The sequence below is a fragment of the Candidatus Pantoea gossypiicola genome (assembly GCF_008632075.1).
Classification (GTDB): Bacteria; Pseudomonadota; Gammaproteobacteria; order Enterobacterales; family Enterobacteriaceae; genus Pantoea; species Pantoea gossypiicola.
In genome coordinates, this window is sequence record NZ_VWVM01000003.1 from 1 (window position 1) to 24,489 (window position 24,489).

Genomic DNA, 24,489 nt, shown 5'->3' on the forward strand with positions numbered 1-24,489 from the left:
AAACCTCTTTACCAACATTTCCTTTTAATATCCTGAAGCGACACTTTGGCGTCCAGACTATATGGTATTGACAATGCCACAGCACGTGGGAAGCTTTTTGAAACCTGCTCATGTTGAATTTCCTTATCAGTTGTGGGGACAACAGATGAGGAGTTTGACATGGGCAGATCTTTACAGGCAGAGCCAGAACCGAGGCGATAACCACGTCCATAGGACGTGGTTTTAAGTTGGCAATAAAAAAGCCGGGCAGAGCCCGGCTGATTCGTGTCACGGCCGCAATGACGCCTGCACGTTATTTTTCCGTGTCAGGAGCCTGCGCCATACGGTTCAGCACCGGTGCCGTAATCAGCATCAACAAGGCGATAACGGCGGTCACAATACCGATCTGCTGGAATACACGGCTGTAGGTCGCCAGTGAAATCAGCGGGTCGGTCACGTTTTCAGGCACCGCCATCAGGTTAGCCACTTTACCGGCAATGACCGCCGCGCCTGCGGTGGTCAGGAACCACGCGCCCATGATAAAGCCCATCAGACGCTGAGGCACCAGCTGTGCCACCATCGCCAGGCCAAGACCCGCAATCATCAGCTCACCGATACTCTGCAGTGCGTAGCTCAGGATCAGCCAGTTAACAGAAACGATACCGGCATTGCTGGCAAATTTCGCGCCCATCGGCAGTACCAGGAACGCAGCGGAGCAGAGCACCATACCAAAGGCAAACTTGTGCGGCATAGGCAGCTTATCGCCCAGCTTATTATAGAGCGCAGCCAGCAGCGGGCTGGCCAGCATGATCCAGAACGGGTTCAGTGCCTGGAACTGCTCGGGCGCAAAAGTAATGCCGAGAATCGTGTGTTCAACGTTGCGGATAGCAAAGAAGTTGAGTGATGTTGGCATCTGCATATAGAGCACGAAAAACAGAATCGCTTCGACCATCAGCAGGAAGGCCACAATCATTTTACGACGCGCCGCGCCCTGCAGCGAAAACGTCTCTTTAGCAAACACCAGCACGATACCCAGCGCAATGACCGCCAGCACCAGGCGTGCAATGGCCTGATGATGCAGCATCCAGTTTGCCAGCGCTATCAGCACCACGACGCCCACCAGGGTCATCAGCAGTTTTCCAACCTGTAACGGCTCAAAATCGGGTTTAGAACCATAGTCTTTGACCATGTGTTTGCAGAACAGGAAATTAAACAGAGTAATAACCAGACCGATAACGCACAGCGAGAACGCGACGCTGTAACCATATTTCGCCGCTAACCACGGGGTCAGCATCATCGAAAACAGTGAACCGATGTTGATCGACATATAGAACATGGTGAAGGCACCATCAATGCGCGGATCATCTTTTTCATAGCAGGTGGAGAGCAGCGCAGAGGGATTAGCCTTGAACAGGCCGCTACCCACGGCGATGGTCGCCATACCGAGATAGACGATGCCTGCATGGTGACCGGAGAAGGCCACCAGCGCATAACCCAACGCCAGCACCACTACACCCAGGACGATCACGCGTTTGGTACCCAACACCTTATCGCCGAGCCAGCCACCAATGGCCATCAGTCCATACACCAACGCACTGAAAGAGGAAAACAGAGCAATTGAATCCGATTCGGACATACCAAGCTGTTTGACAAGATAAACCGCGATGATGGCTTGCAGACCATAGAAACCAAAACGTTCCCATAACTCAATTGAGAAAATTAAGTAAAACGCCTTTGGCTGTTTAAACGCATTGAGACTGACGGCCTCATCGGTGTGTTTGTTTGCAGTTGACACATATACCTCAGTTTTTTCATACCCTGTTTCGGGACAGCAATTAAGTCCGCGTCATGTGAGTTTTCATGCGCGAGATTGTTATTAGAAGGGAAAAGCGGCGACTAATTTGGCTGATTACGGGCGGCAGGGCAAGAATTTTCTGACAACCTGCCTGAGCTGATAATCCATGGTTAAAAACCTTATAATAAACTGTTGCCCAGATTTAAATATTGATGACAAAGAGCATATCAGTATAAATCAACTGAATGCGAGTGAGGCGCTGGATGAATTTAACATTAACTGCTAATAGAGGGTAATTCAGATGAAACGTTTGCCGCAGATTTAATCGGCAGCATGTACAGGAAGTTTCAGGCCATTAACCAGGCAATATGACGACAAAGTAAACGTAAGGCGTCTCATCTGGCGGCAAAGCATACAATTCCTGAACGAGAGCATAAACCAGCGATTTAATTCAGAAAGCAAAACAAGAAACCGATTGCGTTGCTGCGCAGGAAAGGTGAAAAGCCTGTGGACAGCATAAACCTGCAAAAAATTTTCCGCTGAAGAAAAGGGGAGCAGGCTGTGATGAAGAGATGATGCTTCCTGTACTGAGTAGCAACATTATGACGCGGCTTTCAGGCTGCTCGACTTAAAATTAACATTCCTGTAACCTCTCAATTTCACCGAGAAGGATCTGTTTATGTCGTCCCCCCTGCGTTTATCTCTGGCTGGTGACTACCGCGCGAATGCGGTTGCCCATCAGGCCATACCTCTTGCTCTTGAACGTGCTGCCCGCTGGCTTAACATAACGGTTGAAGCTGAATGGATTGCCAGCGAAAAACTCGCTGAATCCGACCTCAGGCGCAGTGACGCGGTCTGGGTCGTGCCTGGCAGTCCCTACCATAATGATGAGGCCGTTTTTGACACCATTCGCTGGGCGCGGGAAAGTGGAACGCCTTTCCTGGGCTCCTGCGGGGGATTCCAGTATGCGGTCATCGAGTATGCGCGCAATGTACTGGGCTGGCACGATGCGAGTCATGCCGAAACCGACGCCGGCGGGCGCATGGTCATAGCGCCGCTGAGCTGCTCGCTGGTGGAGCAGCGCGGCGCGGTCAGGTTTGAACCCGGTTCACGTATTGCTGCAGCCTACGGCACGCTGGAGAGCGATGAAGGCTATCACTGTAACTTTGGCGTCAACCCGGAATTCAGTGCGGCGCTGGGCGATAACACGCTGCGCATTACTGCCTGGGATGACGCGGGGGACGTACGCGGTGTGGAGCTGCCGGATCATCCTTTCTTTGTTGCCACCCTGTTCCAGTCAGAACGCGCTGCGCTGCAGGAAAAAGATTCTCCTCTGGTGATTGCCTGGATGCAGGCAGCGCTGGCACAACGCTAAAAAGAGAGCAGCCTGTGACACTGTCACAGGCTGCTGTTCTTCAGCGCAGCAGCGCCGGGCGTTTGGCGTTAAACGACCAGTTTTCAATCAGAAACTGCATGCCCAGCGCATCGTTACGGTTTTTATCCGGCAGCGAAGTGTAGAGTGCGTGTGCCGCTTCGACCCGTTTCATATTCAGGGTAATACCCAGCCCTGGCCCCTCTGGCAGTTCCAGATGCCCATCACGAATCTGCGGCGCATGCTGCGTCAGCTGTTGTCCATCCTGCCAGATCCAGTGCGTATCAAAGGCCGTCAGGCGATCGCCGGGTGCAGCCGCCCCCAGATGCGCCACCATCGCCAGTGAGACATCAAAATGATTGTTTGAATGGCAGCCGGTGGTCAGTCCCCACTCCTGACAGAGCTGTGCCACGGTGTGCGCATGGCGCATCGTCCAGAAGTGCGGATCGGCCAGCGGAATGTCGATAGCATTGAGCTGTAACGCATGCTGCAACTGTCGCCAGTCATTGGCGATCATATTCGTGGCGACCGGAATACCGGTGGCCCGTTTAAACTCGGCCAGCGTTTCCCGGCCGGAATAGCCCTGCTCCGCGCCACAGGGATCTTCCAGATAGGGAATGCGGCCCGCCAGCTGTTTACCATAATAAATGGCTTCATCCAGCGACCAGCTGGCGTTGGGGTCGACCGTTACCCGCGCCTGCGGAAAGCGTTGCAGCAGGGCGTTAACCGTCTCTACCTCCACTTCGCCGTGGTGTACGCCGCCCTTGAGTTTGAAGTCGCGGAAGCCATAGCGTTCCGCGGCGGCCTCAGCCAGCCGCACGACGCTTTGCGCATCCATCGCTTTTTCATGGCGCAGTTGCAGCCAGGCATCACCGCCAGCCTGGCCTGCCTGATAGTTCATGCTGGTCAGGTTGCGGTCGGCGATATAGAACAGATAGCCGAGCACCGGCACACGATCGCGCTGCCTGCCGCTGGCAAGTAAATCGGCAACCGGCAGATTGAGGTGCTGGCCCATCAGATCAAGCAGCGCGGCTTCAATCGCCGCGGCGGCGTTGTAGAACTTTTCCGGGTTCATCTGTGGAATGTGGATGTCATCGGTATGCGCGGTCTGCTGATGGCGTGCATCACTGGCAAACAGCGTGGCGATCGTCGCATTCAGCCGCAGCAGCTCGCTGCCCTCAATCTGCGATTGAAAACGTGCCAGCAGCCCCAGCGTCGAAGCGTGACAGGGACTTTCGCCCACGCCGGTACGGCCTGCGGAATCGGTCAGGATTACCAGGATGCGGGTAAAGTAGCAGTTATGCGCGCCACCAATGTTCAGCAGCATGCTGTCATACCCGGCGACCGGCACCACCCGCATTGTTTTAATGACTGGACTGTCTGACATGGTGATTCTCCATAGGGTCAAGGGACGGCGGGGATGGCCTGCGGCGCAGCAGCAGCCACAGCCCGGTCAGTAGCGAGACGCTGGTCAGGGCATAGAGACCGCCGGTAGTGGAGCCGGTCTTCATCTCCAGATAGCCAAACACCGTCGGTGCGAAAAAGCCGCCAAGATTGCCAACAGAATTCACCAGCGCAATGCCCGGTGCGACAATTGAGGCGGGCAGTTCTCCCTGTGGCATCGGCCAGAAAAAGGTGGCGCTGACTTTAGAACCGATACAGGCCACGATCATCGCCAGGAAACCAAACCACGGGGAACCCAGCGTCGCCATATAGGTGCCACAGGCGGCGACCAGCATGGCGACGCCCAGCGCTTTATCGAGTCTGTCGCGGTGGCGGTCTGAAAAGCGGCTCAGCAGGTTGATGGCGATAATGGCGCATAGCCATGGCACAGCGGTGAGCATCCCGATGCCAAAACTGCTGAAGCCCTGAATGCGCTGAATAATCTGAGGCAGCCAGAACACCAGCGTATAACCGGTCATGGTCATGGTGAAGAAGATTGCGCAGAAGAACAGCAGGCTGCGATTGCGTAACAGCGACATTTTGCCCGGCTCGCGATTAAGCGCGTCACGCTGTGTCTCTTCACTATCCAGTTGCTGTACCAGCGCCTGTTTCTCCGCGTCAGTCAGCCAGCGCGCCTGGTCGGGACGTGATACCAGTACCCAGGCGGCGAGGATCCCGACCAGCACCGAGGCACCGCCTTCGAGAAACATCACCCATTTCCAGCCCGCTATCCCCAGAAAGTTGTGCATCATCAGGATGGCACCCGTGATCGGCCCGGAGAAGAGAAAGGCACCAGCCGTGGCGCTCAGCACCATCGCGGTAGCCCGGCCGCGCCAGGCATTCGGTACCCACTGACGGAAATAGAACAGCACGCCGGGAAAGAAGCCCGCTTCGGCGACGCCAAGTAAGAAGCGCAGCAGGTAAAACTGAATGGGCGAGGTGACGAATCCGGTCAGGATCACCACCAATCCCCAGGTCATCATGATGCGTGTCAGCCAGACACGTGCGCCAAAGCGCTTCATCATCAGATTACTCGGTACTTCAAACAGCGCATAACCAATGAAAAAGAGGCCCGCACCCAGACCAAAGGCGGCGGCGCTGATCCCGGCATCGCTGCGTAGCTCGGCTTTGATAAAACCAATATTGGCACGGTCAATCTGATTAATGATCAGCATGACCACCAGCATCGGGATGATATGGATGAAGAATTTTTTGATGGCGGAGGCGATCAGCTCATCGTGCTGCGGGGACAAGGCGCTATCCATCGTGCTTCCTCATAAGAAACGTAAAGAAGAGCAAAGTGTAGAGCGCGGCTAAGACAGGCTCTATGGGCATCCGCCCTGGACCGGATGGGCGTCCGGCCTGGGCGATTTTGTTATCAAGAGGTTACCGGAAAGGCGAGGCGCAGCGGCTGAGCAAAACTGTGGCAGCGATCAACTTCGTGTGTGTCTTTCGGCCACGCGGAGCGTGCCGGCACGACAGGATAAGGTGGTGTCAGCAGGCAGACTTCAGCCGCTGAACTGGCGGCGTTGCGCAATCTCTTCAGCGCGCAGCAGCAGCGCCTGCAAATCATCTTCGTCAATATCCAGCAGTTCCCCACCCTGTAAAGCCTGATGCAGATCGGCACGCGTCAGCGGGACTGGCATGGCAACCGGCTCGGGTTTAATTTCCTGAGGCGCCAGCGGATGAGGGTAGCGACGACCGGCCAGATTATTTAACAGCAGGGCCAGTAGTGCCAGCGTCAGTGAGTTGAGCAGAATCGGCGTCAGGACAAACTGATAACCCAGCTGCTGCACCGACGGCCCGCCCAGAATAGCGGTCAGGGCCACTGCGCCGCCAGGCGGATGCAGACAGCGCAGCTGGAACATCAGCAGGATCGCCACACAGGCCGCGACGCCGCAGGCGATGGCTGGTTCGGGTATCAGCTGGCTGACGGTGACGCCAGCCAGCGCAGACAGGCTGTTGCCACCGACGATTGCCCACGGCTGCGCCAGCGGACTGGCAGGCAAACCAAAGAGCAGGACGGCTGATGCGCCAACCGGGGCGACAAACCAGAGGTTCAGCTCGCCCAGCATCCAGTGGCTCAGCAGGCTGGTCAGCACCAGGCCAATGCCTGCACCCAGTCCGGCAATCACCACATGTTTTTGACTCACCGCTAGCGGATGTGGCCAGAGTCGCGCCAGAAACAGGCGCAGAGGATGCCTTCCGGCAGAAGGGCTTTTCTTCATTACGTTACTCACCGTGTCATAACTTTTTCTTATCGTCAGGGGCGGCGATTTTCCATCATCAACATCGATGTAACAACCCGACAAACTGTGCCGGTATTCAGGCGCGTCAGATAGCGTGGTGAAAAGGGGGGATCGCGCAGGAGAGGTCATGCAGCGGGCACAGGCAGATAATAAAAAACCCGCCACAGCGGGTCAGGTATCAAATCACTCGACTTTGTCGGGATACTCACAGAGATCTTCAATCAGGCAGGCACCGCAGCGCGGTTTACGCGCCACGCAGGTGTAGCGGCCATGCAGAATCAGCCAGTGGTGACAATCGACCTTGTAGGCGGCCGGAACCACCTTCAGCAGCTTCTGTTCCACCTCTTCGACATTCTTACCTGGCGCAAATTTTGTGCGGTTGCTGACGCGAAATATATGGGTATCAACGGCGATCGTCGGCCAGCCAAAGGCGGTATTGAGCACCACATTGGCAGTTTTACGGCCAACGCCGGGCAGGGCTTCCAGCGCCGCACGATCTTCCGGCACTTCGCCGTTGTGCTGCTCCAGCAGAATGCGGCAGGTCTTAATCACATTCTCCGCTTTGCTATTAAACAGGCCGATGGTTTTGATGTACTCCTTTACGCCATCCACACCCAGCGCCAGCATCGCGGCGGGCGTGTTGGCCACCGGATAGAGCTTCGCGGTGGCTTTGTTCACGCTGACATCGGTCGCCTGCGCCGAGAGCAGCACCGCAATCAGCAGCTCAAACGGCGATCTGAAGTTCAGCTCGGTGGTCGGATGCGGATTGTTCTGCTGCAGCCGATGGAGAATTTCGGTGCGTTTGGTCTGATTCACACTGGCTTCCCGACAACGTTCTGAGGTGCCGCGGTTTCAGCCGCCTGAGCACGCAGCGCTGCACGCTGTTTCATCTTCTGGTCAATCAGATATTTGCCCGCCAGCATCATGCCCAGGCCGATAAACGCGCCAGGCGGCAGCATCGCCAGCAGCATCGGCGAATCGAAATGAACCACTTCGATACGCAGCGATTTCGCCCACGGACCAAGCAGCTGATCGGCACCGTTAAACAACGTGCCGCTGCCGATAATTTCACGTAGCGAACCCAGCACCACCATGGCGCAGGTCGCGCCCATGCCGATGGCAAAACCATCCAGTGCGGCAAGTGGAATGCTGCTCTTAGAGGCGACAGCTTCAGCACGGCCAACCACGATGCAGTTGGTCACAATCAGCGGGATAAAAATCCCCAGCGACTGATAGAGACCGTAGGCATAGGCGTTGATCAGCATCTGCACGCAGCTCACCACCGAGGCGATGATCATGACATAAATCGGGATACGGATTTCCGACGGCACCCAGCGGCGCGAGGCGGAAATAAAACTGTTGGTCAGGGTCAGCACCAGCGTGGTCGCCAGCCCCAGACCGAGCGCATTGGTGGCCGTTGCGGTAACCGCCAGCAGCGGACAGAGGCCCAGCAGCTGTACCAGTGCCGAGTTGTTTTTCCACAGTCCACCAACCAGCAGACTTTTAGCTTCACTCATTTGTGTCTCCACATGCTGGTAACGAAGAGAGTCTCTCCGGAAGCGTTTTCATCAACAGCGCGGTGCGTTTCGTCGCATTGACCACCGCGCGTGGGGTAATGGTGGCACCGGTAAACTGATCGAAGTCGCCGCCATCTTTTTTAACCGCAAAGGCTCTATCCGCCGGACCCTGCACCACTTTGCCATTAAAGCTGTTGATCCAGTCAGAGATGCGCAGTTCGATTTTATCGCCCAGGCCAGGCGTTTCATGGTGTTCAATCACCCGCACGCCCAGTACTTTACCCTGGAAATCAGCACCGACCAGCATCTGGATCGCACCAGAATAGCCGTCAGGCGCGGTTGTCTCCAGTGCAGCCGCGACCGGCTGGCCACCTTTACGCGCCAGGAAAAGATGATGCGGCGCACTGTTGCCCAGTGCTGCATCCGTGACAACGTAACAATCCTGCTGGATGTTATTGTCATAAAGCTCAACAGGCACCACCTGATCCAGCAGATTTTTCTGCTGTAACTGAGTCTGATGCTCTACCGTTGGTTTGGTCACCGTATTGATAACTGCCGTAGCGGCCGTGGTAATCGCAGCGAAAATCGCCAGCGTGACGCCATTTTTGCGAATCGTCTCCAGCATCGCTTAATCCTTCTGATGGCCGTAAACGCGCGGCTGGGTGTAGTAATCGATGAGCGGCACGCAAATGTTGGCCAGCAGCACAGCAAACGCCACGCCGTCAGGATAGCCGCCAAAGCTGCGGATCAGCCAGACCAGCAGTCCGATCAGCGCGCCATACACCAGACGACCTCGATTAGTGGTCGACGCGGTTACCGGGTCGGTGGCAATAAAGAACGCGCCCAGCATGGTGGCCCCGGAGAAAAGGTGAATCAGCGGACTATTCAGTGATTCCGGGGAGAAGAACCAGCCCAGCGTGGCGCAGAATGCCAGTGACAGCAGCATGGCGACCGGGATATGCCAGCGAATCGCACTCTTCCACAGCAGGAACAGGCCGCCCGCCAGATAGCCGACGTTAACCCACTGCCAGCCGAGCCCGGCCAGCACGCCGCTGTAAATCGGCTGCGCCAGCAAATGTTCGGCACTGTGACCGGCACGTAAGCCGGTTTTGAAGGTATCCAGCGGGGTCGCCTGGCTGATGCCATCCACACCCATCTGCAACTGCTGCATGGTATCGCCCGCCAGCGTGTGGCCACGGAACACCATGTTCAGACTGTCCATCAGGCCGGGTTTGATCGCCTGTAACGTGTCAGGCGGCAGCCAGCTGGTCATCTGCACCGGGAAGGAGATCAGCAGCACCACATAACCGACCATCGCCGGATTAAACGGGTTCTGGCCCAGTCCGCCATAGAGCTGTTTGGCAATGACCACCGCAAAGAGGGTACCAATCACCACCAGCCACCAGGGTGCCAGCGGCGGCAGGCTGATACCGATCAGGATGGCGGTCAGCAACGCTGAGTTATCCGCCAGCGTGCTGGCGACAGGCGCTTTGCGCAGACGCAGAATCGCTGCCTCGGTCAGCCAGGCGGTAAGGGTCGCCAGTAAGACCTGCAGAACGGTGCCGTAGCCAAAGAAATAACACTGTGCAGCAAAGCCCGGCACCGCGGCCAGCACCACCAGCAACATGATGTTGCCGGTACTGCGGCGGTTATGGGTATAGGGAGAACTTGCAATACGAAAAGCCATTTAATCCTCAAGCGTCGTAGACGACTGCGCTTTACGCGCTTTGGCACGGGCGATGGCGGCGGCAATAGCGGCCTTGCGCGCATCATCGGGTTGATTCAGTTCAGGTGCCTGTTCAGGTTCAGCATTGGCGTTGTTGGCCTGCTCCTGAGCCTGTTCCGCTTTCTCTACCGCAAAGTGTGCGGCGGTGGCGAGCGCGGCGGCGTCACGTGAAGCGGCATCCGCATCACTTTCAGCCTGCGCGGCTCTCTTCGCTTTGGCGCGGGCGATAGCGGCCTGAACCGCGGCTTTACGCGGATCGGTTTCCACGGCGGCGTCCGGTGCGGCGTCAGTAACGCGCTCCGTTACCGCCGGAGTCGTGGCATCAGCGCCTTCAGCCTGCGCGGCTTTCTTCGCTTTGGCGCGGGCGATAGCGGCCTGAACCGCGGCTTTACGCGGATCAGTTTCCACGGCGGCGTCCGGAGCGGCGTCGGTAACGCGCTCCGTTACCGCCGGAGTTGTGGCATCAGCGCCTTCAGCCTGTGCGGCTTTCTTCGCTTTGGCACGGGCGATAGCGGCCTGAACCGCGGCTTTACGCGGATCGGTTTCCACGGCGGCGTCCGGTGCGGCGTCAGTAACGCTCACCGTTACCGCCGGAGTTATGGCATCAGCGCCTTCAGCCTGTGCGGCTTTCTTCGCTTTGGCGCGGGCGATAGCGGCCTGAACCGCGGCTTTACGCGGATCGGTTTCCACGGCGGCGTCCGGTGCGGCGTCAGTAACGCGCTCCGTTACCGCCGGAGTTGTGGCATCAGCGCCTTCAGCCTGTGCGGCTTTCTTCGCTTTGGCGCGGGCGATAGCGGCCTCGACGGCGGCTTTACGCGGATCAACACTGGCGTCAGCAGCCGTATCAGCCGGTGAGACTTTCTTCGCTTTTGCCCTGGCAATCGCGGCTTCAACCGCCGCTTTACGCGGATCGACTGACTGACGCGTCACCGGCTGAGTTTCAGCCTGCGCCTCGGCCTGACGCAGACGCGCCTGCGCATGGCGGGCTTCACGCTGCGCTTCAAGCGTCGCTTCATCCGGTTCAGCGGTCTGACGGGCTTTCACCCGCGCTTTGGCTGCCGCCAGTTCGCTGGTATCGGTGCGGGCCACACGCTGTTTCGCCTCTTCATGACGCGCTTCACGGGCCTGTTTTTCACGCTCCAGACGCGCCTGACGCGCTTCGAAGCGGGCTTTGGCCTCCAGCGTACGTTTCGCTTCCAGATCGATGGCGCGCAGTTCCGCTTTTTCCTGACGGTAATATTGCACCAGCGGGATATTACTCGGGCAGACATAGGCGCAGGCACCGCATTCGATGCAGTCATCAATATGGTGTGCACGCGCTTTATCGTGATCGCCGCCCTGGCTGTACCAGTAAAGCTGCTGCGGCAGCAGCTTAGCCGGACAGGCGTCGGCACAGGCGGAGCAACGAATGCAGGACTGCTCTTCGTCGTTATTACCCATCTCACTGGAAGAGGGCGCAAGAATACAGTTGGTAATCTTCACCACCGGCACATCCAGCGATGGCAGGGTAAAGCCCATCAGCGGACCGCCCATAATCACCATCTGCCGCGGTGCAGGCGTGAAACCCACCTGATGCAGCAGATGGCTGATTGGCGTGCCAAGACGACTCCAGACGTTACGCGGCTGGGCAATCGCCTCGCCAGTCAGCGTCACCACGCGTTCGGTGATCGGTTCACCATTGATAATCGCCCGCTTAACCGCCCAGGCGGTGCCGACGTTCTGCATCAGTACACCAATATCGGTCGAACGCCCGCCATGTGGCACTTCCATGCCGGTCAGAATGCGGGTCAACTGCTTGGCACCGCCGGAAGGATATTTGGTCGGGATCACCCGGATTTGCAGATCGCGCTCGCTACCCAGCGCCTGTTTCAGTGCGGCGATCGCTTCCGGTTTATTATCTTCAATGCCAATCAACACCCGCTCAGCCTGTAATACCCAGGCGAGAATGCGGCTGCCTTCCAGCACTTCGGCGGCATAATCCTGCATCAGGCGATCGTCAGCCGTGATGTAAGGTTCACACTCTGCCGCATTGATAATCAGGGTTTTAACCCCCCGCAGGCCGCCTTTCAGTTTGGTGGCGGTCGGGAAGCCTGCACCGCCCAGACCCGCGATGCCCGCATCATGAATTCGCTGCACGATGTCGGCGCGCGGATGCTGACGGTAGTCTGGCAGCGGATCGAGCGGCATCCAGCGGTCTTCACCATCGGGCGTCAGGAAGATGCAGAGTTCGGACAGACCAGAAGGGTGCGCGGTCATATGCTGACCGATATCCTCAATCACGCCAGAGGTGGGCGCATGGACCGGCAGCATACGGCCGGTACCAAAGGTCAGGGGCTGACCGCGCAGCACCTTATCGCCAGGCGCAACGCAGATCTCACCTTCATGGCCGATATGCTGTTTTAACGGAATAACAAAACGGTCCGGCAATGGCAGTTCGCTGAGCGGCGTGCCGTTGGACTGGGTTTTCATTTCTGGCGGATGAATACCGCCCTGAAAATCCCAGACCTTCTCTTTTTTCAGGAGGTTAAACAGATTAAGCATGAGTTTCTACCGGGATCACCCGTACAGGAATGGTATTCAAATCCCACTTCCAGTTAGCTGGCGTGGTGGCGACCGGACGCATTTCAATACAGTCAGTCGGGCAGGGCGCGACACAGAGATCGCAGCCGGTGCAGACATCGCTCAGCACGGTGTGCATGGCGCGGGTTGCGCCGACAATCGCATCCACCGGACAGGCCTGAATACATTTGGTGCAGCCAATGCAGTTGGCTTCATCGATGAACGCCACGGTGCGCACCGGCTCTTTTGCTGTTTCATCGCCATCAATCGGCTGCGGTTCAACGTTAAGCAGCGCAGCCAGCTTGAGCATGGTTTGCTCCCCGCCCGGCGCGCATTTATTGATTGCTTCTCCGTTGTTACCGACCGCATCGGCATAGGGGCGGCAGCCCGGATAGCCGCACTGACCACACTGGCTCTGTGGCAGAATGGCATCAATCTGCTCAACGATAGGGTCTTCTTCGACCTCAAAACGGCGCGAGGCGTAACCCAGCAGAGCGCCGAACACCAGGCTCAGGGCACTTAATACGGCTACAGCAATCCAGATCGCGGTCATCAGAATTTCACCAGACCGCTGAAGCCCATAAACGCCAGCGCCATCAGGCCTGCGGTAATCAGGGCAATGGAGTTGCCTTTGAACGGGGCAGGCACGTTGGCCAGCACCAGTCGCTCACGCATCCCGGCGAACAACACCATGACCAGCGAGAAGCCGATAGAGGCACTGAATCCATACAGCGCAGCCTGCATAAAGGTGTGGTTAAGGTTAACGCTCAGCAGAGGCACACCCAGCACCGCACAGTTGGTGGTGATCAGCGGCAGGAAGATACCCAGCAGACGATAGAGCGACGGACTGGTTTTACGCACCACCATTTCGGTGAACTGCACGACGACAGCGATCACCAGGATATAGGCCATGGTGCGCAGATAGATCAGATCCAGCGGCAACAGGATCAGGTGGTTAACCAGCCAAGCGCAGATAGAGGCCAGCGTAATCACGAATGTCGTGGCGAGGCCCATGCCAATCGCCGTTTCCAGTTTTTTGGAAACGCCCATAAAAGGACAGAGGCCGAGAAACTTCACTAAGACGAAGTTATTCACCAGCACGGTGCCAACAAAGAGAAGCAGATAATCGGTCATTTTTTCGCCTGGGAGCCGGAAAGCGGCTTATTATCATTGATAGCGCGGCGTATCTCAATATCCGCGCCTCCTGCAAGGCGGCAGACAGCACTCAGAATTAAATTCCTGACATAACTCACAGCGTTACGGCGCGATAAAGGTGGCTTTAACCCGCTTTGAACGTTTGAAATAGGGCACAAATACCGCCGCCGCAAGCAGTGACAGCAGTAACGTCTGAAGGGCACGGCTATCGGCAACCGGCGTAAAAGCGAAGGTTTTCAGCGCCAGCAGCACGGTGATCAGCAGCCAGAGCAGATAGTGGCGCGGCAAACGGCGGGAGCGTTTAAAGAAAAGCCAGCTGATCCAGAGGCTGTAGGCCCAGACCGCCACGGCGGTAAGCAGCGAAATAGCCCAGTAAGAGAGGAGTGTGCTGCCGTGTGAAAACAGCGCCACACGCCATTCCGGATTAAAGAGAGGGGTCAGATACATCGCCAGCACCAGAACGGTGGTTAACAGGGTCATTATCAGCCAGGCCAGCGGCAGCAAAAGCCAGCCACCAATTCGCGGCGCAGCAACCTGTTCATTCATCGTGGTTATTCCTGTCTCGGGGGAGTCGAAGCGCAGCAGGATAACATGTCCAGAGGGGCACGCCCATCCGGACAAGGTCAGAGGTAAAGAGAGCGATTAACCAGCCGGAAATCAGACCACGTAGCGCCACACCGTTTTAGGGACACAGCCAAGATCATATAACCGTCCGCCAGAAACCAGCTCGGCACGACGATGATCGGCAGCCCGATACATATTGATGATTTCCATATCATTTGTAAGGGAGTAGTTAAGGTGATCGAAAAGCTTTTCCAGACTGTCTGAATTATTTACTTTGCGGAATTTAAGCAGGTAATCGTGCGCAGTCATCATTGCCATAACAGATAGAAGTACAAAGGAGTGCTCAGTATAGGGGGCAAGCCAGGGCTGTCCAGATCGAGCCGGTTAAAAAAAACGAAAATCAGACTAAAGCACCTTACCAGCGATTAAAAGTCCAAATCTGCTATTTTTATGGCAGTCAGTGCCAGCCTGCCCGCACGATGATAGTAAATAGGGCATTGGCTCACAGAAATCCCTGCCGGAATGCATCGTTGAACGCGTATTTTAAATATTATTTTACATTCCTTCAGGCCAGCCAATGCATCAACGCCTCCTTTCTGACAATTTCGGGCAGAAGAATTAATCCTTTTTAAACCACGCGCATAGAAACGTTTCGCGCCCATTCAGCACGCGCAAACGACTGTGCGGGCAATCACAAATCCCATTTTTTGTTCAACGCAGGCCGGATAACCCATTTAGTACGCCTGTCTGTAATCGTTTCCAGTGGCGTTAAGCATAAGCGATTCTGTTTATTACAATTATTTAACGAAGATTGTTTTATTACTCAGCCGTTTTATCCATAACGCCGTAGCCAGCGAACCCGTACTGCTGCACGTAAGCCCTTTAAATTGCTCTGTTTTGTGAAGTATGTCGCCATTATGCACGCTTTTTTAGTCCAGTCTAAGCAGGCTCTCTACCCTAAACAGCAAACGCCTTTCAGAGGATTAAAAACTATGTGGAAACGTTTACTTCTGACCACGCTGGTCAGCGCCGCGTTAACCGGACCGGTGCTCGCTGCAGATATGACGGTCGGCTTCTCGCAGGTAGGTTCGGAGTCTGGCTGGCGTTCGGCAGAGACCAGCGTGGCGAAAAGCGAAGCCAAAAAACGCGGAATCACCCTGAAAATCGCCGACGGGCAGCAGAAACAAGAGAATCAGATTAAGGCAGTACGTTCGTTTATAGCGCAGGGCGTTGATGCCATTTTCATCGCGCCAGTCGTACAGACCGGCTGGGAGCCGGTTCTGGAAGAAGCTAAAGACGCCAAAATCCCGGTTTACCTGCTGGACCGCGCCATCGTGGTCAAAGACAAATCGCTCTATCAGGCCGTAGTGACGGCGGACAACGTGCTGGAAGGCAAACTGATTGGCGACTGGCTGGTGAAAACCGTGGGCGACAAGCAGTGTAATGTGGTGGAACTGCAGGGTACCGTCGGTGCCAGCGTCGCGATCGATCGTAAGAAAGGCTTTGCTGAAGCGATCAGCAACCATCCAAACATTAAAGTGATCCGCTCGCAGTCCGGTGACTTTACCCGCAGTAAGGGCAAAGAGGTGATGGAGAGCTTTATCAAGGCTGAGAACAACGGCAAAAACATCTGCATGGTTTACGCGCATAACGATGATATGGCGATCGGTGCTATTCAGGCGATTAAAGAAGCTGGCCTGAAACCGGGCAAAGACATTCTGACCGGCTCGATTGATGGTGTACCGGATATCTATAAAGCGATGCTGGCAGGGGAAGCCAACGCCAACGTAGAGCTGACACCGAACATGGCGGGTCCGGCGTTTGATGCGCTGGAGAAATTCAAAAAAGATGGCACGCTGCCGCCAAAAGTCATCAAAACCGAGTCGAAGCTGTTCCTGCCTGCTGACGCGCAGGCGGAGCTGGATAAGAAAAAGGGTATGGGTTACTGATCCACAGACCCGTCCCAGACCAGCCGCAGACCGCCTCTCGGGGCGGTTTTTCATGACGTAAGGCGGAGTGAGCAGAATGACGACGCAAAATGATACACCGCTGTTATCCATCAGCGGCGTCAGCAAAGGGTTTCCCGGCGTTAAAGCGCTGAGTAATGTTTCCTTTGATATTCGCAAAGGGGAGATCATGGCGCTGCTGGGGGAAAACGGTGCGGGGAAATCGACCCTGATAAAGGTACTGACCGGTGTTTACAGCCGTGATACCGGGACGATTAACCTCAATGGTGAGCCGATTACCCCGCATAACACCGCGCAGGCGCAGGAGATGGGCATCGGCACCGTTTATCAGGAAGTGAATATGCTGCCGAACATGTCGGTGGCAGATAACCTCTATATTGGTCGTGAGCCGCGTCGCTTTGGCATGATCGACCGTCGCCGCATGGTGCGTGATGCCGATGCGCTGATGCGGAACTACGGTTTTTCGCTCGATGTGACGCGCCCGCTGGGACACTACTCGGTGGCGATGCAGCAGATTGTTGCCATCTGCCGCGCGGTGGATCTTTCGGCACAGGTGCTGATCCTCGATGAGCCGACAGCCAGCCTGGATGCCAGCGAAGTCGAAATGCTGTTTACCCTGATGGCGCAGTTAAAAGCCAAAGGGATGAGCCTGATTTTTGTGACCCACTTTCTCGACCAGGTGTACCGCATTACTGACCGGATTACCGTGCTGCGTAACGGGCAGTTTATCGCCACCCGTGATACCGCCACGCTGTCGCAGATTGAACTGATTAAGCTGATGCTGGGTCGTGAACTGCTGGAGACGGCATTACAGCGTCAGGGCAGCACGCTGCGCAGTAATCAGCCAGTGGTGTCGTTTGAAGATTACGGCAGGAAGGGCACCATCGAACCCTTTAACCTGGCGGTGCGTCCCGGTGAGGTTGTGGGACTTGCTGGTCTGTTAGGTTCTGGCCGCACAGAGACCGCTGAAGTGCTGTTTGGTATTCGTCGGGCCGATCGCGGGACCGCGAAGATCAAAGGCAAAGTGCAGAAGATTACCAACCCGGCGATAGCCTCGCAGCTCGGCATGGGTTTTTGCCCGGAGGATCGGAAGACGGACGGGATTATTGGCGCAGCCTCTGTTCGCGAAAATATTATTCTGGCGTTGCAGGCGCAGCGCGGCTGGTTAAGGCCGATTAAGAAGCGCGAGCAGCAGGTGATTGCCGATCGTTTTATTAAGAGTCTGGGCATTCGCACGCCGCACGCAGAGCAGCCGGTGGAACTGTTATCGGGCGGCAACCAGCAGAAGGTGCTGTTGTCGCGCTGGCTGGTGACTAAACCGCAGTTTTTGATTCTCGACGAACCGACGCGCGGCATTGATGTAGGCGCACACGCCGAGATTATCCGTTTAATTGAATCCCTTTGCGCCGATGGTCTGGCGCTGCTGGTGATCTCCTCTGAACTCGAAGAGCTGGTCGGTTATGCCGATCGGGTGTTGATCATGCGCGATCTGAAGCAGGTGGCCGAAATTCCGCTGGAGCAGCTTTCGGTGGCGTCGATCGTCAATGCTATCGCTGACGGAGGGGCAAAACATGCCTGATTCCTCTATGACAACTGAAAAAATGCCACGTCGTAAGCTGAAGTTCCCGCCAGGGATGCCGCAAATCGCCGCGCTGATGCTGGTGCTGCTGATCGACAGTCTGGTAGCCAATAACTTTTTTGCCGTACACCTGCAGGATGGCCGTCTGTTCGGCAGCCCGATCGATATTCTTAACCGTGCGGCCCCGGTTGCCCTGCTGGCAATTGGCATGACGCTGGTGATTGCCACCGGCGGCATCGATCTTTCCGTCGGGGCGGTGATGGCGATAGCGGGCGCGACTGCCGCCACACTGACCGTCGCCGGACACGGTGTGCCGTTTATTATTCTCTGCACGCTGGGAACCGGTTTAGCCTGTGGGTTATGGAATGGGGTGCTGGTGGCGCTGCTGCGTATTCAGCCATTTGTTGCCACGCTGATTCTGATGGTCGCCGGGCGCGGTATCGCTCAGCTGATTACGCAGGGGCAGATTGTGACGTTCGACAGTGACAGTCTCGGCTGGTTTGGTAACGGCTCGCTGTGGATGTTACCGGTGCCGGTCTGGATCACGCTGGTGGTGGCGCTGGCCGTCTGGCTGCTGACGCGCAAGACCGCGCTGGGTCTGTTTATCGAAGCCGTGGGGATTAATCTGCGCGCGGCCCGCAACGCGGGCGTGACCGGCTGGCTGGTGGTGATGTCGACTTATGCGATCAGTGGCGTCTGTGCCGCCGTTGCGGGTCTGATTGTCACGGCGGATATTCGCGGGGCGGATGCCAATAACGCCGGTTTGTGGCTGGAGCTGGATGCGATTCTCGCCGTGGTGATTGGTGGCGCATCGCTGATGGGTGGCCGCTTTAATCTGGTGTTGTCGCTGATTGGCGCGCTGATTATTCAGTCGATGAATACCGGGATTCTGCTCTCCGGCTTCCCGCCGGAGCTGAATCAGGTGGTGAAAGCGGTGGTGGTGATGTGTGTGCTGTTGCTGCAGTCACCGCGGTTTATTGCGATGTTGAAACGGAGACGCCCGACATGATTAAACGTCATCTTCCGCTGATGATCACCTTGCTGGTGTTTGTGGCGGGTTACCTGTTTTGTCTGAGTCAGTTCCCGGGCTTTGCTTCAACCCGGGTCATCTGCAATATCCTGACCGATAACGCCTTCCTCGGGATTATCGCCGTCGGCATGACCTTTGTGATTTTGTCGGGTGGTATCGATCTGTCTGTCGGCGCGGTGATCGCCTTTACCGGCGTTTTTCTGGCGCGGGCAATTGGTGATTTTCATATCGATCCGTTGCTGGCGTTTGCACTGATTCTGTCACTGGGTGCGCTGTTCGGTGCCATGATGGGCTGGCTGATTGATGCCCTGAAGATCCCGGCCTTTATTATTACGCTGGCGGGGATGTTTTTCCTGCGCGGCTGTTCTTATCTGGTGTCCGAGAATTCGATTCCCATCGATCATCCGTTTTACACCCTGCTGTCCAGCCTGGCGTGGAAAGTGCCGGGCGGAGGGCGTCTTAGTCTGCTGGCGGTGATTATGCTGGTGGTGGTGTTGGGCGGGATTATTCTGGCGCACCGCACGCGGTTTGGTAACCGGGTTTACGCCATCGGCGGCAATATGACGTCGGCTCAGTTGATGGGGGTTTCAACCCGAGCCACCACCATTAAGATTTATATGCTTTCCACCACGCTGGCGACGCTGGCGGGCATCGTGTTCTCGATCTATACCTCGGCAGGTTATGCGCTGGCCGGGTTGGGTGTGGAGCTGGATGCAATTGCGTCGGTGGTGATCGGCGGCACGCTGCTGTCGGGTGGTGTGGGGACGGTGCTGGGCACGCTGTTTGGTGTGCTGATTCAGGGGCTGATCCAGACCTGGATTAATTTCGACGGCACGCTGAGTTCGTGGTGGACCAAGATCGCCATCGGGGTCCTGCTGTTTGCGTTTATCGCGTTGCAGCGGTTGCTGACGGTAATCTGGGATCGTCAGCAGAACGCGCCGGTTAAACGCATCCCTACCTGAGTACTGAGTATCCTGGATAAAGGCGGCTCTCAGGAGCCGCCTTTTACTACGCCAGATGCAACACCATCACCGTGACGTCTTCACCCGCTATGTGCCGCTGTTCGACCACCCGCCATCCTGAACGCTGATAGTATGCCTGTTGATCGGGTGTATAGAGCCAGAGCTCGCCAATCTGCTGGTGTTTTGCCCGGGCAATCGCCCGCTGGATCAAGGCTTTCGCCACGCCCTGGCCCCGGAATTTCTTATCCGTCACCACTTCGCCAATCCAGTATTCCCGTGCCGCGATGTCGTCCAGTTCATAACGGATGACGCTACAGGTCGCGATAACCGTTTCGCCGTCCGATGTGGCGACGAGGGTAAATTCTGCCCAGGCGGTCTGATTCCGTTTAGTTAAACGCGTAAGTATAGTGGGCTGATGCGACCATGCAGGAAGATGTGACCATTCGGTGTGCAGCAGTTGTGCGGTTTGTGAGGCGTAGTCAGGATGCTGGTTCAGATCGGCAATTTGCATGGCGCTTTCACCTTGTTTTATCAGGTATGTAGCAATACAGGCTGATGGAGGAAAGTTCAAGATGATGAAAGAGTAGGGTTATAGCAAAGACTAAAACGCTCTTTTGTATGTCCGTAAAAACAATCGCTATGGGATTTGGGTGCAAGGTCAGGAATGGTATGCCTGATCGCAAAGAATTCCCGCATCCATGCGGATCGGCCGCGCCATCCCTGGCGCGGACGCTTTGCTCTTCAGGCATACCATTCCTTCCCGATTGGGCTTAATCATTGCTGTAAAAGGCAGTGCGAAATTGAAAGAGTGGAGTGCACAGTTGCAGCGAAATGGGACTTTCGCAGTAGGGGCTTTTATTACATGCTGAGCTTTTGAATATTCGCAAAAATGCAAAATTAAGGAGGGGATGGCGGGCAGTGGAGTAAAGCGTCCGCCGCATGGATGCGGCGGCAGAGCCTACAGGGATGTATTTACGGCGTCTTTACGCAACGCCCGCCATTTCCGACTGAATTGCACTGATTCTCAACCAAACGGCGCTTTGCCTTTCCTGAAACTATCTTTTAAAGAGTCCTAAAGTGCCAATGATCGCTAATTAACGTTTTAACCGGTAATAAGCTTCATTCCAGCGCAGCGCGTCTTTAAACGCAGGCAAGGTGGTGTGCTCATCAATCACCAGCACTTCGATATCGTTCATCTCACCGTACAGATACATATCGTCGAGCGTCAGCGCCTGACTGAACACCGTATGGTGCGCACCGCCGCCCAGAATCCACGCTTCGGAAGCGGTCGCCAGTGAAGGCTGCGCTTTCCACAGTGCGCGGGCAACCGGCAACTTCGGCAGCGGTTTCGGCTGCTCGATAGCATCTACCACGTTAACCAGCAGACGGAAACGGTCACCCATATCGATTACGCTGGCGTTAACCGCACGGCCCGCTGGCGTGGAGAAAATCATCCGCGCCGGGTCGGCTTTATCGCCAATGCCGAGGAACTGCACATCAATCAACGGTTTCTCTTCAATGGCGATCGACGGACAGACTTCCAGCATGTGTGAGCCAAGCACCAGATCGTTGCCCGGTGAAAAGTGATAGGTGTAATCCTCCATAAATGAAGTACCACCTTTACGGTCGCCAGCCAGCACTTTGAAAATGCGCAGCAGCGCAGCGGTCTTCCAGTCACCTTCGCCGGCGAAACCATAACCCTGACCCATCAGACGCTGAACCGCCAGACCGGGCAACTGCGTCATGCCGTGCAGCGTCTGGAAGTTAGTGGTAAAGGCGTGGCAGCCTTCCGCGTCCAGGAAACGCTTCAGGCCCAGCTCGATGCGCGCGGCATCCAGCACGTTCTGACGTTTTTCGCCGCCAGATGAAGCAACATCGGTAAAGCGATACAGGCTTTCATATTCGTCGATCAGTGCATTCACGTCGCCATCGCTGACGCCATTGATCACCTCAACCAGATCGCCCACGCCCCAGCCATTCACTGAATAGCCGAACTGAATCTGTGCGGCAACCTTATCACCTTCGGTCACGGCCACTTCACGCATGTTGTCGCCAAAACGGGCGACTTTCAGCTGCTGGCTGGCCTGTTTTGCCAGCGCTGCACGCATCCAGTTCCCCAGACGCTGCTGACTGGCGCTGTCTTTCCAGTGACCGGTCACCACGCTGTGCTGGAGGCCCATGCGCGCCCCGATGAAACCGAACTCACGGCCGCCGTGCGCGGTCTGGTTCAGGTTCATAAAGTCCATGTCCATGCTGTCCCATGGGATCTCCGCATTGAACTGGGTATGGAATTGCAGCAGCGGCTTATTCAGCACGCTCAGACCGCCAATCCACATTTTGGCCGGAGAAAAGGTGTGCAGCCAGGTAATGATCCCGACGCACTGCTTGTCATAGTTGGCGTCGCGGCACAGGGCCAGGGCTTCATCCGGTGACTTCACCAGCGGTTTCAACTCCAGATGCACGGGTAAGCCGGCCTGATTCAACCCTTCGACGACCTGACGTGCATTCTGTTCAACCTGGCGTAACGTCTCCGGCCCGTAGAGGTGCTGCGTGCCGATGACAAACCACACGCTGTAGTTGTTTGACTGTTCCATAAAACCACTCCTTTACTTTGAGCCGACCTTAGTGGGCTAATTTATTTGTCAGTCTGAACCCGGGCAGTGCTCACACAGGCTGCTTTAGCAACCCGAACGCCCTGAAGTGCGACCCTGAAGGACCGAGCACCGCGAGTAATCCTCACGTACTCCGTGTACGCCTGCTTGTTCCGCGCTGTCCGTGTCCAGACTGCCTGCAACAATTACGCCTGTTGGGCCAGGCGCGTAGCGGAAGCGGGGCGGGCGGCGTATTGCGGTTCTGCCGTCACGCACCATTGTTGATAGCGTTGATAAAGTTGTTGATAGCGGGCGACGCGCGCCGGATCAGGCTGCAGCGTCACGGCAATCGGACTGGCCATGACCTGCTGTGCATCCGGGACGCTGGCGTGAACGCCGGCGGCGACGGCGGCGAAAATGGCTGCACCCAGCGCACAGCACTCGTCAGAAGCGACGATATCCAGTGGCCGGTTCATCACATCGCAGCAGGTCTGCATAATTGCCGGGGATTTCCGCGCGATGCCACCGAGTGTCAGAATGCTCTCTACCGGGATCTGCTGCTGCTCGAAGCACTCCATGATGGCGCGTGCGCCAAACGCGGTTGCCGCGACCAGACCACCAAACAGCGCGGGGGCATCGGTGCCCAGATTCAGGTCAGTAATCACCCCTTTCAGCCGCTGATTGGCGTTTGGCGTGCGCCGACCGTTAAACCAGTCCAGCACCACCGGCAGATGGTCGAGTTGCGGATTGGCAGCCCAGGCCTCGGTCAGATCTTTAATCAGATTCTTTTGCATCTCCGCCAGCTGAGGCTTCAGCTCAGGATGCTGCTGCGCCGCCAGCTGTAACGGCCAGCCCAGTAAACGGCTGAACCAGGCGTAGATATCACCAAAGGCAGACTGACCCGCCTCCAGTCCGATAGCACCTGGCATGACGCTGCCATCGACCTGACCACAGATGCCTTTGATATCGCGATCGCCGACTTTATCTGCGTCAGCAATCAGGATGTCGCAGGTGGATGTGCCGATCACTTTCACCAGGGTATAGGGTTTAGCTCCGCCACCGACTGCGCCCATATGGCAGTCAAACGCGCCACCGGAGAGCGTGACGGTTTGCGTCAGGCCCAGACGCTGTGCCCACTCCGGGCTGAGCGTGCCAACCGGCAGATCGGCGGTCCAGGTATCCCTGAACAGCGGCGAGTCGAGCTGCTGGGTTAACAGCGGGTCGAGTGCATTAAGGAAATCAACATCGGGCAGGCCGTTCCAGTCGCCGTGCCACAGCGCTTTATGCCCGGCCGCACAGCGACCACGGCGCAGCTTATCTGGCGCGGTCGTGCCGCTTAACAGGGCAGGTATCCAATCGCACAGCTCGACCCAGGAGACCGCGGCCTCACGCACTGCCGCATCTTCACGCGACACGTGCAGAATCTTCGCCCAGAACCACTCCGAGGAGTAAATGCCGCCGATATAGCGGCTGTAATCCTGGAAGCGGCCGCTGTGACACAGCTGATTGATCTCTTCTGCTTCTTCTATCGCCGTGTGATCTTTCCACAACACAAACATCGCGTTGGGGTTCTCCGCGAACTCCGGGCGCAGCGCCAGCACGTTGCCGTCGCGGTCAATTGGCGCCGGGGTTGAGCCGGTGCTGTCAACGCCAATGCCGACCACGGCGGCGCGTTGATCGTCGCTCAGTGCATTCAGCACGCCGAGCAGCGCCTGCTCCATCGCGTCGATGTAATCCTGTGGATGGTGACGAAAACGGTTAGTGTGCGGATCGCTGTATAAGCCCTGCTGCCAGCGCGGATAGCTGCACACCGCACTCTGCAGCTCTTTGCCGCGATGACAATCTACGGCCAGCGCACGCACCGAATCACTACCAAAGTCCAGCCCAAGGGTGATGGCTCCAGCACGCATCGGAATCTCCTGTCGTTAGTTAACTCCTGTATCCTGGGTTCGGCGCGCCAAATCAGTTAGTCATGACTGGCTGACAATATGCACTTTCCTG

Annotated in this window: 21 protein-coding genes and 1 pseudogene; 5 read left to right on the forward strand and 17 right to left on the reverse strand. The window is 56.6% G+C overall.

Annotated elements, in window-relative coordinates; all coding sequences use genetic code 11:
- A pseudogene (locus tag F3I20_RS04565) lies at positions 1-112 on the reverse strand (IS200/IS605 family transposase); the annotation flags it as partial.
- Between the two features lie 180 nt (positions 113-292).
- Positions 293-1,774 (reverse strand): dipeptide/tripeptide permease DtpA, encoded by a 1,482-nt coding sequence (dtpA, locus tag F3I20_RS04570; RefSeq protein WP_150016004.1) that lies wholly within the window; start codon positions 1,772-1,774, stop codon positions 293-295.
- Positions 1,775-2,453: 679 nt separating this feature from the next.
- Between dtpA and F3I20_RS04575 the strand changes: the two genes are divergently transcribed.
- Positions 2,454-3,149, forward strand: coding sequence for a CTP synthase C-terminal region-related (seleno)protein (locus tag F3I20_RS04575; protein WP_150016005.1), 696 nt, complete (start codon positions 2,454-2,456; stop codon positions 3,147-3,149).
- A gap of 40 nt (positions 3,150-3,189) precedes the next feature.
- On the opposite strand, the gene F3I20_RS04580 is transcribed toward F3I20_RS04575, so the two are convergent.
- From F3I20_RS04580 to ydgT, 12 genes are all read right to left on the reverse strand, one after another.
- Positions 3,190-4,533, reverse strand: coding sequence for an enolase C-terminal domain-like protein (locus tag F3I20_RS04580; protein WP_150016006.1), 1,344 nt, complete (start codon positions 4,531-4,533; stop codon positions 3,190-3,192).
- Positions 4,511-5,854 carry an MFS transporter gene (locus F3I20_RS04585; protein WP_150016007.1) on the reverse strand — a complete coding sequence of 448 codons (1,344 nt, stop codon included), beginning with the start codon at positions 5,852-5,854 and terminating at the stop codon, positions 4,511-4,513. The genes F3I20_RS04580 and F3I20_RS04585 overlap by 23 nt, the downstream gene beginning before the upstream one ends.
- Before the next feature lie 243 nt (positions 5,855-6,097).
- A complete protein-coding gene (locus tag F3I20_RS04590) occupies positions 6,098-6,817 on the reverse strand; it encodes an HPP family protein (protein ID WP_150016008.1) in 720 nt (239 codons plus the stop codon).
- Positions 6,818-7,021: 204 nt separating this feature from the next.
- The gene (nth, locus tag F3I20_RS04595; RefSeq protein ID WP_150016009.1) at positions 7,022-7,654 is read right to left on the reverse strand and encodes an endonuclease III; all 633 of its coding nucleotides are present in this window, start codon (positions 7,652-7,654) and stop codon (positions 7,022-7,024) included.
- Positions 7,651-8,355, reverse strand: a complete 705-nt coding sequence (locus F3I20_RS04600; RefSeq protein WP_150038710.1) for an electron transport complex subunit E — start codon at positions 8,353-8,355, stop codon at positions 7,651-7,653. Before F3I20_RS04600 ends, nth begins: the two co-directional genes overlap by 4 nt.
- Entirely contained in the window at positions 8,348-8,980 is a 633-nt protein-coding gene (gene rsxG / locus F3I20_RS04605; protein WP_150016011.1) for an electron transport complex subunit RsxG, read from the reverse strand. The genes F3I20_RS04600 and rsxG overlap by 8 nt, the downstream gene beginning before the upstream one ends.
- A gap of 3 nt (positions 8,981-8,983) precedes the next feature.
- On the reverse strand, positions 8,984-10,042 hold the full coding sequence (rsxD, locus tag F3I20_RS04610; protein WP_150038712.1) for an electron transport complex subunit RsxD: 1,059 nt from the start codon (positions 10,040-10,042) through the stop codon (positions 8,984-8,986).
- Positions 10,043-12,622, reverse strand: coding sequence for an electron transport complex subunit RsxC (gene rsxC / locus F3I20_RS04615; RefSeq protein ID WP_150059910.1), 2,580 nt, complete (start codon positions 12,620-12,622; stop codon positions 10,043-10,045).
- A complete protein-coding gene (rsxB, locus tag F3I20_RS04620) occupies positions 12,615-13,193 on the reverse strand; it encodes an electron transport complex subunit RsxB (RefSeq protein WP_010245386.1) in 579 nt (192 codons plus the stop codon). Before rsxB ends, rsxC begins: the two co-directional genes overlap by 8 nt.
- Positions 13,193-13,774: an electron transport complex subunit RsxA gene (rsxA, locus tag F3I20_RS04625; RefSeq protein ID WP_150037153.1), complete on the reverse strand. Its 582-nt coding sequence runs from the start codon at positions 13,772-13,774 to the stop codon at positions 13,193-13,195. The genes rsxB and rsxA overlap by 1 nt, the downstream gene beginning before the upstream one ends.
- A gap of 123 nt (positions 13,775-13,897) precedes the next feature.
- On the reverse strand, positions 13,898-14,341 hold the full coding sequence (locus F3I20_RS04635; protein ID WP_150009956.1) for a DUF2569 domain-containing protein: 444 nt from the start codon (positions 14,339-14,341) through the stop codon (positions 13,898-13,900).
- A 111-nt stretch (positions 14,342-14,452) separates the two neighbouring features.
- Entirely contained in the window at positions 14,453-14,668 is a 216-nt protein-coding gene (gene ydgT, locus F3I20_RS04640; RefSeq protein WP_033782999.1) for a transcription modulator YdgT, read from the reverse strand.
- A gap of 683 nt (positions 14,669-15,351) precedes the next feature.
- On the opposite strand from ydgT, the gene ytfQ reads away from it, so the two are divergent.
- The 4 genes from ytfQ to yjfF all read left to right on the forward strand — a co-directional run bounded on the left by ytfQ (position 15,352) and on the right by yjfF (position 19,897).
- The gene (ytfQ, locus tag F3I20_RS04645) at positions 15,352-16,308 is read left to right on the forward strand and encodes a galactofuranose ABC transporter, galactofuranose-binding protein YtfQ (RefSeq protein WP_150009958.1); all 957 of its coding nucleotides are present in this window, start codon (positions 15,352-15,354) and stop codon (positions 16,306-16,308) included.
- A 76-nt stretch (positions 16,309-16,384) separates the two neighbouring features.
- Entirely contained in the window at positions 16,385-17,905 is a 1,521-nt protein-coding gene (locus F3I20_RS04650) for a sugar ABC transporter ATP-binding protein (protein WP_150037152.1), read from the forward strand.
- On the forward strand, positions 17,898-18,914 hold the full coding sequence (ytfT, locus tag F3I20_RS04655) for a galactofuranose ABC transporter, ATP-binding protein YtfT (protein WP_150037151.1): 1,017 nt from the start codon (positions 17,898-17,900) through the stop codon (positions 18,912-18,914). Before F3I20_RS04650 ends, ytfT begins: the two co-directional genes overlap by 8 nt.
- The gene (yjfF, locus tag F3I20_RS04660) at positions 18,911-19,897 is read left to right on the forward strand and encodes a galactofuranose ABC transporter, permease protein YjfF (RefSeq protein WP_150009964.1); all 987 of its coding nucleotides are present in this window, start codon (positions 18,911-18,913) and stop codon (positions 19,895-19,897) included. Before ytfT ends, yjfF begins: the two co-directional genes overlap by 4 nt.
- A gap of 46 nt (positions 19,898-19,943) precedes the next feature.
- On the opposite strand, the gene F3I20_RS04665 is transcribed toward yjfF, so the two are convergent.
- The 3 genes from F3I20_RS04665 to F3I20_RS04675 all read right to left on the reverse strand — a co-directional run bounded on the left by F3I20_RS04665 (position 19,944) and on the right by F3I20_RS04675 (position 24,398).
- Complete coding sequence (locus F3I20_RS04665; RefSeq protein WP_150009966.1) at positions 19,944-20,408, reverse strand: GNAT family N-acetyltransferase; 465 nt, start codon at positions 20,406-20,408, stop codon at positions 19,944-19,946.
- A 583-nt stretch (positions 20,409-20,991) separates the two neighbouring features.
- Complete coding sequence (gene araA / locus F3I20_RS04670) at positions 20,992-22,491, reverse strand: L-arabinose isomerase (RefSeq protein ID WP_150037150.1); 1,500 nt, start codon at positions 22,489-22,491, stop codon at positions 20,992-20,994.
- A 203-nt stretch (positions 22,492-22,694) separates the two neighbouring features.
- The gene (locus F3I20_RS04675) at positions 22,695-24,398 is read right to left on the reverse strand and encodes a ribulokinase (protein ID WP_150019362.1); all 1,704 of its coding nucleotides are present in this window, start codon (positions 24,396-24,398) and stop codon (positions 22,695-22,697) included.
- Between the last annotated feature and the right edge of the window lie 91 nt (positions 24,399-24,489).

Excerpts from the sequence above, each read along its gene's own strand:
- F3I20_RS04665 (WP_150009966.1), bottom strand. The coding sequence starts at position 20,408 with ATGCAAATTGCCGATCTGAACCAGCATCCTGACTACGCCTCACAAACC.
- F3I20_RS04600 (WP_150038710.1), bottom strand. The coding sequence starts at position 8,355 with ATGAGTGAAGCTAAAAGTCTGCTGGTTGGTGGACTGTGGAAAAACAAC.
- rsxD (WP_150038712.1), bottom strand. The coding sequence starts at position 10,042 with ATGGCTTTTCGTATTGCAAGTTCTCCCTATACCCATAACCGCCGCAGT.
- F3I20_RS04675 (WP_150019362.1), bottom strand. The coding sequence starts at position 24,398 with ATGCGTGCTGGAGCCATCACCCTTGGGCTGGACTTTGGTAGTGATTCG.
- rsxC (WP_150059910.1), bottom strand. The coding sequence starts at position 12,622 with ATGCTTAATCTGTTTAACCTCCTGAAAAAAGAGAAGGTCTGGGATTTT.
- yjfF (WP_150009964.1), top strand. The coding sequence starts at position 18,911 with ATGATTAAACGTCATCTTCCGCTGATGATCACCTTGCTGGTGTTTGTG.
- ytfQ (WP_150009958.1), top strand. The coding sequence starts at position 15,352 with ATGTGGAAACGTTTACTTCTGACCACGCTGGTCAGCGCCGCGTTAACC.
- rsxB (WP_010245386.1), bottom strand. The coding sequence starts at position 13,193 with ATGACCGCGATCTGGATTGCTGTAGCCGTATTAAGTGCCCTGAGCCTG.
- F3I20_RS04650 (WP_150037152.1), top strand. The coding sequence starts at position 16,385 with ATGACGACGCAAAATGATACACCGCTGTTATCCATCAGCGGCGTCAGC.
- F3I20_RS04635 (WP_150009956.1), bottom strand. The coding sequence starts at position 14,341 with ATGAATGAACAGGTTGCTGCGCCGCGAATTGGTGGCTGGCTTTTGCTG.
- F3I20_RS04590 (WP_150016008.1), bottom strand. The coding sequence starts at position 6,817 with ATGAAGAAAAGCCCTTCTGCCGGAAGGCATCCTCTGCGCCTGTTTCTG.
- ydgT (WP_033782999.1), bottom strand. The coding sequence starts at position 14,668 with ATGACTGCGCACGATTACCTGCTTAAATTCCGCAAAGTAAATAATTCA.
- rsxG (WP_150016011.1), bottom strand. The coding sequence starts at position 8,980 with ATGCTGGAGACGATTCGCAAAAATGGCGTCACGCTGGCGATTTTCGCT.
- F3I20_RS04580 (WP_150016006.1), bottom strand. The coding sequence starts at position 4,533 with ATGTCAGACAGTCCAGTCATTAAAACAATGCGGGTGGTGCCGGTCGCC.
- F3I20_RS04585 (WP_150016007.1), bottom strand. The coding sequence starts at position 5,854 with ATGGATAGCGCCTTGTCCCCGCAGCACGATGAGCTGATCGCCTCCGCC.
- rsxA (WP_150037153.1), bottom strand. The coding sequence starts at position 13,774 with ATGACCGATTATCTGCTTCTCTTTGTTGGCACCGTGCTGGTGAATAAC.
- F3I20_RS04575 (WP_150016005.1), top strand. The coding sequence starts at position 2,454 with ATGTCGTCCCCCCTGCGTTTATCTCTGGCTGGTGACTACCGCGCGAAT.
- ytfT (WP_150037151.1), top strand. The coding sequence starts at position 17,898 with ATGCCTGATTCCTCTATGACAACTGAAAAAATGCCACGTCGTAAGCTG.
- araA (WP_150037150.1), bottom strand. The coding sequence starts at position 22,491 with ATGGAACAGTCAAACAACTACAGCGTGTGGTTTGTCATCGGCACGCAG.